Origin of the sequence: Streptomyces capillispiralis, assembly GCF_007829875.1 — a bacterium.
GTDB lineage: Bacteria > Actinomycetota > Actinomycetes > Streptomycetales > Streptomycetaceae > Streptomyces > Streptomyces capillispiralis.
In genome coordinates this window covers 7782636-7797568 of the sequence record NZ_VIWV01000001.1, presented here as the reverse complement: position 1 = coordinate 7797568, position 14933 = coordinate 7782636, and the positions used below count along the sequence as shown (strand labels likewise).

At 72.6% G+C, this 14933-nt stretch carries 12 protein-coding genes; 6 read left to right on the top strand and 6 right to left on the bottom strand.

Translation table 11 applies throughout. The features are described from left to right. Positions 1-173: 173 nt before the first annotated feature. From FHX78_RS34105 to FHX78_RS34095, 3 genes are all read left to right on the top strand, one after another. On the top strand, positions 174-860 hold the full coding sequence (locus tag FHX78_RS34105; RefSeq protein WP_145871201.1) for a glycoside hydrolase family 11 protein: 687 nt from the start codon (positions 174-176) through the stop codon (positions 858-860). Between the two features lie 45 nt (positions 861-905). Then, positions 906-1988, top strand: a complete 1083-nt coding sequence (locus FHX78_RS34100; protein WP_145871200.1) for an acyltransferase family protein — start codon at positions 906-908, stop codon at positions 1986-1988. Between the two features lie 182 nt (positions 1989-2170). Continuing rightward, the gene (locus FHX78_RS34095) at positions 2171-6145 is read left to right on the top strand and encodes a metallophosphoesterase (protein WP_167531926.1); all 3975 of its coding nucleotides are present in this window, start codon (positions 2171-2173) and stop codon (positions 6143-6145) included. Positions 6146-6274: 129 nt separating this feature from the next. Here the strand turns inward: FHX78_RS34095 and FHX78_RS34090 are convergent, their stop codons facing one another. Beyond that, complete coding sequence (locus FHX78_RS34090) at positions 6275-6634, bottom strand: hypothetical protein (RefSeq protein WP_145871198.1); 360 nt, start codon at positions 6632-6634, stop codon at positions 6275-6277. A gap of 277 nt (positions 6635-6911) precedes the next feature. On the opposite strand from FHX78_RS34090, the gene FHX78_RS34085 reads away from it, so the two are divergent. Then, complete coding sequence (locus FHX78_RS34085; protein WP_145871197.1) at positions 6912-7334, top strand: DUF350 domain-containing protein; 423 nt, start codon at positions 6912-6914, stop codon at positions 7332-7334. Between the two features lie 59 nt (positions 7335-7393). Here the strand turns inward: FHX78_RS34085 and FHX78_RS34080 are convergent, their stop codons facing one another. Together FHX78_RS34080 and FHX78_RS34075 are read right to left on the bottom strand one after the other, a co-directional pair. After that, positions 7394-7528, bottom strand: coding sequence for a cellulose binding domain-containing protein (locus tag FHX78_RS34080; RefSeq protein ID WP_268257222.1), 135 nt, complete (start codon positions 7526-7528; stop codon positions 7394-7396). A gap of 241 nt (positions 7529-7769) precedes the next feature. Next, positions 7770-8222 carry a hypothetical protein gene (locus FHX78_RS34075; RefSeq protein WP_145871195.1) on the bottom strand — a complete coding sequence of 151 codons (453 nt, stop codon included), beginning with the start codon at positions 8220-8222 and terminating at the stop codon, positions 7770-7772. Positions 8223-8475: 253 nt separating this feature from the next. Here FHX78_RS34075 and FHX78_RS34070 point away from each other — a divergent pair, with 253 nt between their 5' ends. Continuing rightward, positions 8476-11742 (top strand): family 78 glycoside hydrolase catalytic domain, encoded by a 3267-nt coding sequence (locus tag FHX78_RS34070; RefSeq protein ID WP_145871194.1) that lies wholly within the window; start codon positions 8476-8478, stop codon positions 11740-11742. A 100-nt stretch (positions 11743-11842) separates the two neighbouring features. Here the strand turns inward: FHX78_RS34070 and FHX78_RS34065 are convergent, their stop codons facing one another. Beyond that, complete coding sequence (locus FHX78_RS34065) at positions 11843-12715, bottom strand: trypsin-like serine protease (RefSeq protein ID WP_145871193.1); 873 nt, start codon at positions 12713-12715, stop codon at positions 11843-11845. Between the two features lie 218 nt (positions 12716-12933). Between FHX78_RS34065 and FHX78_RS34060 the strand changes: the two genes are divergently transcribed. Then, the gene (locus FHX78_RS34060; RefSeq protein WP_145871192.1) at positions 12934-14271 is read left to right on the top strand and encodes a cytochrome P450; all 1338 of its coding nucleotides are present in this window, start codon (positions 12934-12936) and stop codon (positions 14269-14271) included. Positions 14272-14352: 81 nt separating this feature from the next. Here FHX78_RS34060 and FHX78_RS34055 read toward each other — a convergent pair whose 3' ends face one another. Then, positions 14353-14688: a DUF3140 domain-containing protein gene (locus FHX78_RS34055; protein WP_145871191.1), complete on the bottom strand. Its 336-nt coding sequence runs from the start codon at positions 14686-14688 to the stop codon at positions 14353-14355. Positions 14689-14693: 5 nt separating this feature from the next. Beyond that, the gene (locus FHX78_RS34050) at positions 14694-14927 is read right to left on the bottom strand and encodes a hypervirulence associated TUDOR domain-containing protein (RefSeq protein WP_145871190.1); all 234 of its coding nucleotides are present in this window, start codon (positions 14925-14927) and stop codon (positions 14694-14696) included. Between the last annotated feature and the right edge of the window lie 6 nt (positions 14928-14933).

The following is a 14933-nucleotide window of genomic DNA, read 5'->3' as shown; positions in this document are numbered from 1 at the left end:
TGCCGCACAGTAAAAGCGCTCTGACCACCACTTACATCGATCAAATTAGCCGTGGACATGGCAGAAGTTTTCGCCATCGATGTCGAAACCATTGACGAGCCCCACGGCCCAACCCAACACTGAGCGGCACCAAGAAACCCGGCTGCCCCGCCGGTTGACCCGAGGGAGCACGCATGCACGAGAACACCAGCCCGCAGATCGGCCGCAGGAGTGTGCTCGGCGGCGCCGGCGCGTTGGCGCTGGGCGCGGCGTCCGGGCTGCTGCTGCCCGGCACGGCGCACGCGGACACCACCATCACGACCAACCAGACCGGCACCAACAACGGCTTCTACTACTCGTTCTGGACCGACGGCGGCGGATCGGTGTCGATGACGCTGTCCTCCGGCGGCAGTTACAGCACCTCCTGGAGGAACTGCGGCAACTTCGTCTGCGGCAAGGGCTGGAGCAACGGCGGACGGCGCAGCGTGCGGTACTCGGGCAGCTTCAACCCGTCCGGCAACGGCTACCTGACCCTCTACGGGTGGACGTCCAACCCGCTCGTGGAGTACTACATCGTCGACAACTGGGGCACCTACCGGCCCACCGGCACCTACAAGGGCACCGTCACCAGCGACGGCGGCACGTACGACATCTACCAGACGACCCGGTACAACGCGCCGTCCGTCGAGGGCACCAAGACCTTCAACCAGTACTGGAGCGTCCGGCAGCAGAAGCGGACGGGCGGCACCATCACCACCGGGAACCACTTCGACGCCTGGTCGCGCGCGGGCATGCGGCTGGGCAGCTTCAGCTACTACATGATCCTCGCCACCGAGGGCTACCAGAGCAGCGGGAACTCCAGCCTCTCGGTCAGTGGCTGACCGGCCGCAGGTTTGACCACCCGCGGGACGGGTGAGGTGCCCGGGATGCCGTCGCCCCACGTCGCCGTCGCCGCGTCCACCCCGCACCCGCACGACGAGGCGCCCGCCACGACGGACCACGGGTCCGGGCGGGCGCCTCACCGTGACGCGTTCTTCGACAACGCCAAGTACCTGGCGATCGTGCTGGTGGCGATGGGGCACGCCTGGGAGCCGTTGCGCGACGGCAGCCGCGCCGTCAGCGCGCTGTACATGCTCGTCTACGCGTTCCACATGCCCGCGTTCGTCGTCGTCGCCGGGTACCACTCGCGCGGTTTCGACGGCAGCCCGAGGCGCGTCAAGCGCCTGGTCACCGGGGTGGTCCTGCCGTACGTGGTGTTCGAGACCGCGTACACCCTGTTCACCCGGTGGACGGACGGCGTGCCCGACCGGCCGGTCACGCTGCTGGAGCCGCTCTACCTGACCTGGTTCCTCGCGGCGCTGTTCATGTGGCGGCTCACCACACCGCTGTGGCGGATCGTGCGGTGGCCGGTCCCCGTCGCCCTCGTCGTCGCCATGCTCGCCACGCTGTCCCCGTCCCTCGGCGAGGACCTCGACATCCAGCGCACCCTCCAGTTCCTGCCGTACTTCGTGCTCGGTCTGTTCCTGCGGCCGGAGCACTTCCGCTGGGTGCGCCGCCGCCGGGTGCGCGTCCTGGCCGTGCCCGTCCTCGCCGGCGCGCTCGCCGTGGCGTACTGGGCCGTCCCCCGGGTGACGGCCGCCTGGCTCTACCACCGCGACAGCGCGCGGGAGCTGTCCGCTCCGGACTGGTACGGCCCCGTCATGACCCTCGCCCTGTTTAGCTGCTCGCTGCTCCTCGTCGCGTGCTTCCTCGCCTGGGTGCCGGGGCGGCGGACCTGGTTCACGACGCTGGGCTCGGCCACCCTGTACGGCTATCTGCTGCACGGGTTCGTCGCGCAGGGCAGCAAGTACTGGGGGTGGTACGACCCCCAGTGGCTGCACCGGCCGCTGGGCGCGGTCACCGTCACCCTGGCCGCCGCCGTCATCGTGACGGCCCTGTGCACGGCACCCGTGCGACGGGTGTTCCGCTGGGCGGTGGAACCGAGGCAGGACCGGGCGTTCCGGCGGTGAGCGGCACGCCGTCCTGACGCTCCGCCCCGACATCGCCGCCCCGGCGCGCAACCCTCCTTCCGCTGATCGTTCACGGCTGCTTCACCCGCGTTCATCTGCGCTGCCCAGGCTTCGCCATGGGCATGCCGCACAGCCTGTCGGCGTGCCCGTCATCTTGCGGCGATCAGGAAGGACGGCTGCTGATGCGTCCCACACAGCGGCGAAGACGGCCGGGCGGCGGGTCCGGGGCCCGGCGGCTCCTGGGGGTGGCGCTCACCGCGCTGCTCCTGGTGAGCGGAAACGTGACGGCGGCCCGCGCCGAGGCCGGCCCCGGGCAGCCGGCGCGGCCCGGCGCCCCGGCGGCGGAATCGAGCCTGCCCTCCCTGGTCCCCCGCGACGGGGCGTATCTGGAGGGAACCGAGCCGGTCGCGGCCACGCCGACGCTGGCGGGTGACTCCGTGACGGAACTGGCGGTCGACGGGAAGGCCGTCGACGCCGAGCGGACCACCGGGGTGTCCCGGCTCGGCTTCGACGTCGGGTCGAACTCGACGGAGGCCCGCTACGGCAACCACGTCGTGGTCAACGGCGAGTTCCGGGCCGACATCGGTGACCTCGCCAACAAGCGGGGCACCCTCGACATTCCCAACCGGCACCTGGTCAAGGGCGAGAACACGGTGGAGATCGTCGCCGGCGCCGTGGAGAGCTCCTGCGGCACCAACCACGACGACTTCGTGCTCTCGGACATCAGGCTGGAACTCCTCGGCGAGAGCGCCGACGGCGAGGAGAACGAGTACACCTACTCCTTCGGCGACGGCAGTTGCGGCACCAACCCCGCCCTGCTGACGAAGGCGACGCTCACCTTCTTCGTGCTGCGCGACCCGCAGGGCACCACCGGCCTGCGCGCCGACCTGGACACCACGCGGCTCGGCAACGGCACGCACGTCCTCAGCGCGACGACCGCGTCGGGCAAGACGGTCGAGAACACCGTGACGGTCAACAACGCCCCCGCGGGCGCGCCCCGGCTGCTGCCCGAGGACGGCACCGTGGTGTCCGGCCGGCAGACGGTGTCCGCGAGCCTCCCGGCGGGCGCCGACGGCGGCGTCACGTCGCTGACCGTGGACGGCGCGGCACCCGTCACCCGGGCGCACCTCGGCAGCGGCGCGGCCACCTTCTCCTTCGACGTCGGGGCCAACTCGATCGACGACCGGTACGACAACCACCTGCTCGTCAACGGCAAGCGGATCGACCTGGGCGGCACCTGGGTGAGCCAGCGGGCCGAGATCGCGATCCCGGCCCGTCATCTCGTGCCGGGCGACAACACCGTCGAAGTGGTCGCCGGCGCCTACCGGGACAGCTGCGGCGACAACCTCGACGACTTCGACATCTTTGGCCTCGGCCTCGCCCTCGACGGCGGCACCGTCACCGGGCGGGACATCGAGGACTCCTACGCCCTGGGCGACGGTTCCTGCGGCAGCAGTGACACACGCCTGCGGGAGATCGAGCTGCACTACACGATCGACGCGCCGGCCGTGCCCGTGGCCGACACCCTCGGCTCCGGCAGCGCCACCCTCGGCTTCACCGTGGGCGGCAACTCGATCGAGGCCCGCTACGGCAACCACGTCCTGGTCAACGGCCGCAAGCAGGTACTGGAGAGCGACGTCGCGAGCCGGCACGTCGACCTGTCCTTCCCCAACGAATGGCTCGAACCCGGCTGGAACACCGTCGACTTCGTCGCGGGCACGTTCACGACGTCCTGCGGGGCCAACCGTGACGACTTCGCCGTCTCCGGCATCACCCTCACCCCGGCGCGCGGCACCGCCACCGGACGGATGATCAAGGGCGCGTACAGCCTGGGCGACGGGAACTGCGGCGACAACGTCAACCCGCTCACCGAGATCGACCTCGAGTTCTACGTCGAGGGCCCGGCCCAGGGGCTGCGCGCCGACCTGGACACCGGGCGCATCGACGACGGCGGGCACACCCTGGCCGCGGTGTCCCGGTCCGGCGGGAAGGCCACCCGCCTGCTGGTCACCGACAACTCCGCCCCCCGGATCGCGGCCAGTGTCCCGGCCGCCGGACAGCGGATCACCGCGTCGGTCGCGCTGGACGTACGGCTGGACGACGCCTCCGGTGTGGTGGACGGCCCGGAGGTGAAGCTCGACGGCAGACCGGTCGAGGTCGGCACGGACATCGGCCCGGGTCTGTCCGCGGGCGAGCACACCCTGTCGGTGTCCGGCACCGACGGACTCGGCAACTCCGGTACCCGTGAGGTGACGTTCACCTCGGCCGGCGTCCCGGACACTCCGTCCGCGCTCAGCCCGGAGGCGGGCACGACCGACGTGGGCCGCAGCGTGCGGCTGTCGGCCGAGGTGGCGGAGCCCGACGGGGGCACGGTGAGCGCCACGTTCTCCGAGGCCGAGATCCTCACGCCGCGGCAGGTGTACGAGGGCACCGCCGCCTCCGTACCCACGACGCTGCGCGTGCCGGGCGAGCGCGGGGTGAAGGCCACCGGCCTCACCCCCGGCGACGGCAGGACCCTGGACGCACCCACCGCGCGGGACGTCACCTACCAGCGGTTCGACGTCCGGGTGCGGGGGCACGCCGACGCGCCGGTACTGCGCTGGGAGGGCGTCGTCGACCCCGAACGGCTCGTCTCGCTGCGCGTGTGGAACACCGCCGCCGCCCGCTGGGACGTCCTGACCAGCGCCCGGGGCGCCGCCGACGGCGACACCGTCCTGACGGCCGTCGTCGACCGCGCGTACGTCGACGGGCAGCAGGTGCACGTGATGGTGACGGGCGAGGACCCGTTCGCCGACGACATCGACGCCGGTGACCCCGACCGGTTCGCCGACCCCGGCGCATACGACTTCTCCCTCGTCCACTTCACCGACACCCAGTACCTCTCCGAGGGCGCGGTGGAGCAAGAGACGGCCGCGGAGCGCGCGGTGTGGGAGAAGGCGTACGGGGATGTGACGCGCTGGATCGCCGCCAACAAGGACGAGCGGAAGATCGCCTATGTCGCCCACACCGGCGACATCATCGAGAACAACATCCGCAAGCCCGCCGACGAGGCCACCGAGCGGCAGGTCGTGGGCGAGATGGAGGTGTCCTCGAAGCAGCAGCGGATCCTCGACGACGCCGGTGTCCCCAACGGGGTGATCGCGGGCAACCACGACAACCGGTCGGGTACCGACACCGGCCCGGGCTCCCTCTACAACCGGTACTACGGGCCCGACCGCTACCAGGCGCTGTCCAAGGGCTGGCGGCACGCCGAGTACGGCGGCCCGTGGCGGGAGGGCGACAACCAGAACCACTACGACCTGTTCTCCGCCGGCGGGGTCGACTTCGTGGTGGTCGGGCTGTCGTACGGCGTCACGAAGGAGGAGGCGGCCTGGGCGGACTCCGTGTTCGAGCGCTACCCGGACCGCAACGGCATCCTGCTGTCGCACGACTACCTCGCCCCGAGCGGCAGCCCCGACGGACGCGGCGCCCCGTTCGCGGCGCCCGACGGGTCGATGCTGTACAGGACGGTGGTCCAGGAGAACCCGAACGTGTTCCTGATCCTCGCCGGTCACGAGCACGGGGTGGGCACCAATGTGAAGCCGAAGGTCGGCGAGGTCGCCCACGGCGTCGTCGAACTCCTCGCGGACTACCAGTTCTACACGGTCTCCGCCGACCGGCTCGGACTCACCGGGATCGGCGGCTACCGGCCCGACGAGCAGCTGCGGTTCGGCGCGAGCTTCTTCCGGATGCTCCAGTTCGACGTCGACCGCGCCGAGCTGACCGTGGACACCTACTCGCCGCTGCTGGACGAGTTCGGCGCCACCGAGTACGACGCGGACCACCGCTACGACGGCACCGAGGACAACATGGTGCTGCCGGTGGACCTCACCACCCGCACCACGTCCTTCAGGACGGACTCGCTGGCGCTGTACAACCCCGTGCGCGTCATCGGCAGGGACAAGGCCGGCTCCGGTGAGACCGCCTCGGTGACCTGGAACCGGCTCACGCCCGGAACGGCCCACGCGTGGTTCGTCACGGCCCGGTCGGCCGGCGGCGGCGTGACCGCGTCCGAGCCGACCGTCTTCGTGACCAGGAAGGCCGACGGCCGGCCCGGGACCTGGGGACCGGACGTACCCGCCTACCCCTGGTACGCCTCCACCGCGGCCCGCCGGTGACGGGCCGGACCACGAGACGGTGACCCCGCCGCCCCGGACCCGACGGTCCGGGGCGGCGGCGCGCTCACCTCGTGGCCCGCGCCGTCCCGCAGGCCCGGGTGTCCCTTCCGTACGGCGGCCCGAGTGAGGTCACGCCGTGCTGCTGCCCCAGGACCTCCGGTGCGCGCAGCCGGCGTCGTGCTCGGTCGCGCACGACGTCCACCAGCGTTCGCAGCAGGCGGCCTCCACCTCGGCCTGGGCGAGCGCCGCGGCCGCCGCGTCCCGCCACGCCGCCCGGCGGCCCTCCCGTTCGCGCAGGACGGCGACGGCACGCCGTTCGTCGGCGATGACGGTCTCGCGGACGACACCCACGACGGGGGCGAGGGCGGCAACCACCATGGCGAGGCTGCTCCAGACGGGGACCGTGCCCCAGGTGCGTACGGTGCAGAAGGAGAGCCAGAGGGCGACGGCGGCGTACAGGACGGTGAGCGTGCGGCTGCCCCTGCTCATGGCTGCTTCTCCTTCGCGTGCCGTCACGGCGTACCGGCGGCCGGTCGCCGCCGGCGCCCCGCTGACGCCTCATGGACTGCTGATGCCCCGGATGGGCGGCGGCATGACTCGTCGTCCGCGGCGGGACCCATCTGCCGCCGCTCACGGCCGAGTTGCCGGCCGGGAACCGTGCCGGACGGCGGGGCGCCAGGTCAGGGGGCCGAACGGGTGCGCTACATTTTGCTCGCCCTTGACCGCGATCATTCACGATCTCTCACGCTACGGAGCCGGCAACCTCATGAGCGACATCGTCAACGGACTGGGCCGGGCCACCGCCTACGGCGCACTCGGGCTGGTCCTGCTGGTTCTCGGCATCGTGCTGGTCGACGTGCTGACGCCGGGGAAGCTCGGCCGGCAGATCTGGCAGGAGCGCAACCGCAACGCCGCCGTGGTGCTCAGCTCCTCGCTGCTCGGCATCGGCGGCATCGTGTTCACGTCGATCTGGACGACGTACCAGGACTTCGGCAAGGGGCTGGTGTCCACCGCGGCGTTCGGCGTGCTGGGGCTGGTGATGATGGCCGTGGCGTTCCTGGTGGTGGACCTCATCACGCCGGGCCGCCTGGGTGCCACGCTGGTCGATCCCGCACCGCACCCGGCGGTCTGGGTGACCGCGTCCTGCAACCTCGCGGTGTCCGCGATCGTTTCGGCGTCCATCGCCTGACCGGGCCGAGCCGTGGCCGTCCGCGCCCCGGGCCGGGGCGCGGACGGCCGGCCGGCGGTTCAGGGGCGGGCACAGGTGAGCGTGTGCGGTGCCGCCGAGGAGCTGTCGGTGGCGGTGAACTCGAAGGAGGCCGAACCGCCCGGTGCCACGGTTCCGTCCCACTCGGTGTTGCGCACCCCGACCGTCCCGCCGATCCCGGAGCGGGAGCACGCCCCCAGGCCGGAGACCTTTCAGGGGCATGACAACAGCAGGGAGGCGGTCGCTTCGGAGGGGCTTTTTCGATGCCCTGCCGATAGCCCGAAATCCTTCGCTGTCTGCGCCGGTCACCTGCCCCCTCACCGACAAGGCCCTGTGGGAGGAGAGGCACAGGGCCGAATGTGTCGCCGCGCTCGCGAGAGGCTCCGGCCCGCATCCAGGAGCAGGGTACGGACCCGGTCAGGCCACGCGCGCCCGCTGCCGCACGGGGCGCACCGGCTCGGCCGGAGGGCACGCGACCGAGGGCGCGCGCGTGACCGTCTGGGCGCGAGCGGCGGGACGGACGCGGTACGTCGTCCGGTTCGGGTCCACGACCGGCTCGCCCAGCGTGATCCGTCCGGCCGCGTGCAGCTCGTCGCACGCGGCGGTGGGCAGGGCCGCGTAGCAGCCGCCGGTACCGGTGGCGGAGTCGAGCGGACGCCAGTAGCTGTATCTGCGGCGGCCGCCCGCGTACACGGTGACGTACGTGGGGCTGCGGGGGTCGGCGATGATGCGCAGCACGTCGGCGTGGGTGGTGTCGGCCGGGGTGCGCGACCGGGAGCGGCCCTCCCGGAGCCCGGCCGTCGCCGGTCCTCCACGGCGTACGGTCGGCAGGACGGCGAGGGCCTTCGTGCGGTTGACGGTCGAGAGCATGAGCGGGACCTTTCCGGGGCCGGGACATGAGACCGTCTACCCAGCGCGGCGCCGGAGTTGATCTCCTTTTAAGATCATTGTGCAACCTCACACCGACAACGCGAGCGCAATACACGCCGATCCGGTCGGCGTGTCCTCGACATCCCCGCCGTCACACCCCTTGTAGCGCCTCTTCCGGCGTCCCTAGGATCACTGAAGAGCGCGAATGAAACGTTTCAAGCATCGTCGGTGAGGAACGAGCAAGGGACGCATCATGGCTGAAGGCTGGAAGCGAAGAGTCTTCCTACAGGGAACCGTGGCCGCCGGAGCGGGCCTCGGCGGGTTCGCCGCCGCGCCGCCGGCGGCGGCCGCCCCGTCGTCCGGCCCGGGGGCGAGCGGGCCGCGCATCGTGCGCACCACTGTGGAGTACGCCGAGACACTGCTCGGCACGGACGTCGAACGCCCACGACTCTCCTGGGAATTGGAGGCGCCGGGACAGGGCGCCCGGCAGGGCGCGTACCGGATCCAGGTGGTGCGCGACCACGACCGCTGGGACGGCCGGCCGGTGTGGGACTCCGGGAAGGTCGCCTCGGACCGGACGGTCGGTGTCGCCTACGGCGGCCCCGAACTCCTCCCCCGCACCCGCTACTTCTGGCGTGTGCGGGTGTGGGACGCACGGGGCCGGGCGTCCCGCTGGAGCGAGCCGCGGTGGTGGGAGACAACGTTGTCCGATTCTGACTGGCGGGCGCGTTGGATCGGCGCCGACGCCCCGCCGCGGCCGCCGTCGTTCGAGGGCGCCTCGTGGATCTGGTCGCCGGGCGCCACCTCCTCCGACGCTCCCGAGGGCCCCCGGTGGTTCCGGGCACGAACGGCGCCGCCCGCGGGCGCGACGGTCCGGCGGGCGGTGCTGGTCGCCACCGCCGACGACGACTTCACGCTGTACGCGTGCGGGGAGCGGGTGCTGCACGCGCCGCAGCAGCAGGACGGCTGGCGCACCGGACACGTCGCGGACATCACGGAACTCGTCCGTGCCGCCGGGCAGGAGTCCGGCGGCGGGGCGGTCGTCCTGGCCGCGCTCGCCACCAACCGGGGCGGGGCCACGGTCAATCCGGGCGGCCTGCTGGTCCGTCTGGTCGTGGACACCACCGACGGACGGAGCCACGAACTCGTCACCGGCCCGGCCTGGCTCACCTCGCAGACGGAGCAACAGGGCTGGGAACGGCCGGATTTCGACGACTCCGGCTGGGCGCGGGCGGCCGTCCTCGCGCCGTACGGCCAGGGGCCGTGGGGCTCGGGGGTGTCGGTGGCGGTACCGGACCGGCCCGCGCCGCTGCTGCGCAGGGCCTTCACCGTGCGCAAGGAGGTCTCGGCGGCCCGCCTCCACATCAGCGGACTGGCCTACTACGAGGCGCACCTCAACGGCCGCCGGGTCGGACGGCAGGTCCTCGACCCTGGTTTCACCGACTACGACGAGACCGTGCTGTACGCCGTGCACGACGTGACCGCTCTGCTGGAACGCGGCGAGAACGCCCTCGGTGTCACCCTGGGACGCGGCTTCTTCGGCATGACCACCCCGAACGTGTGGAACTGGCACCGCGCGCCCTGGCACGGCGAGCCGTGCCTGCTCGCCCAGCTGGAGATCGACCACCCGGACGGCTCCCGCACCACCGTCGTCTCGGACGGCGACTGGCGCCTCGCCGACGGCCCGACCCGCTCCGACTCCCTGTACGCCGGGGAGACCTTCGACGCCCGTCTGCTCCCGGCCGGCTGGACCCGGCCCGGTTTCGACGACAGCGCGTGGCGCCCGGCCGGGGTGCGGCAGGCGCCGGCCGGGACCCTGCGGGCGCAGCCGCACGACCCGATCGAGATCGTCGAGACGGTGCGGCCCACGGGGATCACCGAGCTGCGCCCCGGCGTGTACGTGGTCGACATGGGCCGCACCATGGCCGGCTGGACCCGGCTCACCGTGCGGGACGCCACCCCAGGGACGGTGGTGCGGCTGGTGCACGGCGAGAAGCTGAAGGAAGACGGCAGCGTGCACGCCGAGACGGGTCATGTGCCGGGCCGCTTCCAGACGGACGAGTACGTGTGCGCCGGGGGCGCCGAGGAGGTGTGGGAGCCCTCGTTCTCGTACAAGGGCTTCCGCTATGTGCAGATCGGCGGGCTGCCGGCGCGGCCCTCCGCCGAGCAGGTGCTCGGCCGGGTGGTGCACACCCGGGTGGAGGAGGTCAGCGACTTCTCCTGCTCCGAGCCGTTCTACGAGTGGCTGGACGGGGCCATGCGCCGGACCGTGCTGAACAACCTGCACGGCATCCCCACCGACACACCGATGTACGAGAAGAACGGCTGGACCGGCGACGCCCAGCTCGGCGCCCCCGTCATGGCGTACGCCTTCGGGGTGCACCGGCTGCTGTCCAAGTGGCTGGGCGACCTGGCGGACAGTCAGACGGCGGCGGGGCAGCTGCCGGTGATCGTGCCGAGCGGCGGCTGGGGCTACGGCGATCTGGGACCCTCGCCCGAGTGGACCACGGTGTACCCGTTCGTGGTGCGCGAGATGTACCGCGTGTACGGCGACGAGCGGGTGGCCCGGGAGCACTGGGCTCCGCTGGTGCGCTACCTGGACTGGGAGCTGTCCCGGCTGCGGGACGGGCTGGCGGTCACCGCGCTGGGCGACTACCTGCCGCCGGGCTACGGCGGCAATCCGCCCGAGGACACCCGGCTGACGGCGACGGCGTATCTGCACCGCGCCCTGCTGCACACCGCGGAGACGGGCGACCTGCTGGGCGAGCGGGAGACCGCGGCCCGTTACCGGGCGGCCGCCGGGAGGCTGCGGGACGCCTTCAACGCGGCCTTCCTCGGCCCGGAGGGGCACTACCGCACGGCCAAGGACCCCGGTTACCGGCAGACGTCCAACGCCGTGCCGCTGGCCTTCGGCCTGGTGCCGCCGGGAGCCCGCGCCTCCGTCGTCGACAGCCTGGTGCGGGACATCGAGGAGCGCGGCAACCATCTCGACACGGGCGCGCTGGGCACCAGCGTGCTGCTGCGGGTGCTGTGCGCCCACGGCCACCCGGACGTGGCGCACGCGGTGGCCACCCAGCGGACGTACCCGGGCTGGGGGCACTGGCACGAGCACGGCGCCGACACCATGTGGGAGATGTGGCCCCTGGACTCCCGCTCCCGCGACCACTACTTCCAGGGCACGGTCGTGCAGTGGCTCTACGAGAACGTGGCCGGTCTGCGGCCCGGCGACGCCGGTTACCGCACCTTCGTGGTGCGGCCCGACGCCCGTACGGGGGTGGACTGGGCGCGCACCTCCCTGCGCACGGTGCGCGGGCCGGCCGCGGTGTCCTGGGCGCGGATCGACGGCCGGCTGCGGCTGGCGGTGCGCGTCCCCGTGGGCGCGACCGCCGACGTCCACGTGCCCGGGGACGGCCGCGCCGGGGTCACCGCGCCGCGGGGCGCACGGTTCCTGCGCGCGGAGCCGGGCTTCGTGGTCTACGAAGTGCCGCACGGACAGTGGGAGTTCACCGGGCGGGCGTAGGGTCTGTCGTTTGGGTCATACCGGCGTCGGGGGGGGCCGGGTGGGCCGTGCCGGTGAGCGTGTGTGCCGCTCGCACGGGTCCGCCCGGCCCCCGCCCCGGCTACGGCAGGTCCACGAAGGGGGACAGGAAGGAACGCGCCCCCGCCGTGTCCAGCCGGTAGGTGACGTTGGTGGCGTAGCACGGGCTGTCGCCGGTGATGGTCGTCGCCGCGAGGATCCGCTTGCCGCCGAGGACGGCGAAGTTGGGGCCGCCCGAGTCGCCGTAGCAGGCCCCGCCGTTGCCCTGCGGGGCGGTCATCGCCAGGCGCACCCACGCGTCGTTGAGGGCGTCGAAGGTCACCGGCGCCTTCATGCGGACGCCGCCGCCGGGGTGGGTCTGGCCGCCGGGGCCGTTCAGCGCCTCCTGGGTGCCGTAGCCGGCGACGGCCCAGTCGGTGGAGTTCAGCTTCCGCGGGCCGAGCGCGCCGAGCTGGTCGGCGGTGGGCAGGGCGGCGGGGGTGAAGGACCAGCGCGCCTTCGTCTGCGCGGCGGGCAGTTCGACGACCGCGATGTCGCGGGTGTCGGCGGCGGGGCCCGGGTAGCCGGGGTGGCTGTGGGCCGTGCCCGGGACGGCGACGGCGTTCGCCTGGGCGGCGGGGTCGCCGGGGTGCTTCTTCGCGGCGGCGTCCAGGGCGGCCTGCACGTCCTGCTCCAGCGAGACGTGGAACCGTACGTTGTCCGGCCAGTCGGTGGTGCAGTGGGCCGCCGTGAGGAAGGTGTCCGCGTCGATCATGGTGCCGGAGCAGACCCAGTCGACCCGGTCCGGGGTCGCCGGATCGCCGTCGTTGTCCCAGGTGGCCACGAGGGCGCCGACCTCGGTGCGTTCGGGGGCGGGGGTGGCGTTGTACGAGTTGATCGCCGACGAGGGCAGGGCGGTGGCGAGCACGGTGGCGCAGGCCGCGGCCGTGACGGCGGTGACGCGTAGGGCGGTCAAGAAGAACCCCTTTGCTGGGTGTGGGTCGGGTGTTCCTCCTGTGGGGGATGAGGTGCATTGAAGCGTGAGTGATCGGCTGCGGCAAGGCCCCCGTGGGCATGGAACGGGGCCGGCCGTGCCGGGGCGCGTGGCGCAGGACACGTCCGGTCGCCGATTACCCGGCCGCGGTGGAAGGGAAGTGATCGGGCGCCCGTGACCGCCGTGAAGGGAGCACCCCCATGACGCTCGCAGCTCCTCCCCCCATACCCAGGGCCTCCGGATCCCTTCCGGTCCTGGGGCACGCGTTACAGCTGGTCCGTGACAACCTCGGCTTCATCGCCTCGCTCCGCGCCGACCACGGTCCGCTCGTGGAGATCGGCCTGCCGGGGAACCGGACGATCGTCGTCCAGGACCCGGCCCTGATCCGCGCCATGCTCGTCGACCTCGGCCCGAGCCTCGACAAGGGCCGCTTCTTCGAGAAGATGGGCCAGTTGCTGGGCGACTCGGTCGTCACCGCCGCGGGCCGGCGCCACGTCAGCAAACGCCGCCAGCTGCAACCGGCGTTCACCCACTCCGAGATCGCCCGGTACGTCGCGATCATGCGCCGGGAGGCGGACACCGCCCTGGCCGGCTGGCGCCCGGGGCAGACCCTCGACGTGCGCGAGGCGATGGTGAGACTGTCCCTGGACATGCTCGCCAAGACCGTGTTCTCCGGCAGTCTGGACGAGCGGACCTTCCGCCGGCTGCGCCGCGACCTGTCGGTGGTGATGAACGGGGTCGGGGCCCGCATCATGCTGCCCGACTGGGTCGAACGCCTCCCGCTCCCGGCCAACCGGCGCTTCGACCGCGCGCGCGACGCCGTGCGCGCCACCATCGACCGCGCGGTCACCGACCTCCAGGCGTCGGGACACGACACCGGGGACATGCTCTCCCTGCTGCTGCGCGCCCGGGACGAGGAGACGGGGCGGCCGCTGACCGGTTATCAGATCTGCTCGGAGATCCTGACCCTGGCCGTGGCCGGTACGGAGACCACGGCGTCGGTGCTGTCCTGGGTGCTGTACGAACTCGCCCGCCACCCCGGCATCGAGGCACGGGTGCTGGAGGAACTCGACGAGGTCCTGGGCGGCGAGCCGGTGACCTTCGACCACCTGACCCGGCTGCCCTACCTCAACCGCGTCATCACCGAGACGCTGCGGCTGCACCACACCGGCTGGCTGGTGACCCGCCGTACCGTCACCGAGACCCGCCTGGGCGCGTGGACGCTGCCGCCGGGCACCGAACTGGCCTACTGCCAGCACGCCCTGCACCGAGACCCCGACCTCTTCCCCGATCCGCTGGCATTCGACCCGGACCGCCACCAGGACGGCTCGCCGCCCGCCGCCTTCCTGCCGTTCGGCGCGGGCAGGCACAAGTGCATCGGGGACCGCTTCGCACTGACCGAGCTGGCCACCGCCCTGGCGACGATCCTGCCCGCGGTCCGGCTCACCCTCGCCCCCGGCCGGACCGTCACCCCCGTGGCCCGGGCCACCGTGCGCCCCCGCCGGCTGCTGATGACGGTGCGGCCCCGCACGGGCTGACCGCGTCCGGGGCCGCGGCCCGGCCGTTCCGCGGCGGCGGCCCGCCGGGCTCCGGCACCTGCCGGGAGGCGGGCCGCGGCCTCAGTCGTCGAGGGGGTCGTGGCCCCAGTTCATCAGGGAGTGGCGCCAGCGGGTGTCGCGCACGTCGCCCGAGGGGCGCTGGGCGAGGTGGCGGCGGATGTAGCCGACGACCTTGCGCATGTGCGCGTAGTCCTCGTCGGAGAGGTCCCGGCGTCCGGCGCGGAGGATGTCCACGATGCGCCGGCCGGAGGCGTGCCCGGTCGACTCGCCTCCGTCCTTGTGCTGGCCCGCGCTGCGGGACTCCTCCGTCCCCAGCCACTGCTCGAGGTCGGCGGGCTTCATGTTGACCAGCTCGCGGAACTCCTCCCACGTCTCGTCCCGGCGTTCCCCGTCCACGGCGCTCACTTCTTCTTCCGCTTGAGCGCGGAGGGCTTGTGGACGGCGGACCTGCCCGACTTGTCGCTGCGCACCTCGTACTGCGGCTCCTCCTCCGAGGCGGCGACCGTGCGCCCGGCCGCCTCGGTGCGCTCGGTGATCCTCTTCTCGACCTTGCCCGTCGTCTCGCTGCCGTGGCTGCTCCAGGCGACCTCGTCGCCCTTGTGCAGCTTCTTCCCGCGGTCGCTGCCCTTGCCCATCCCGGA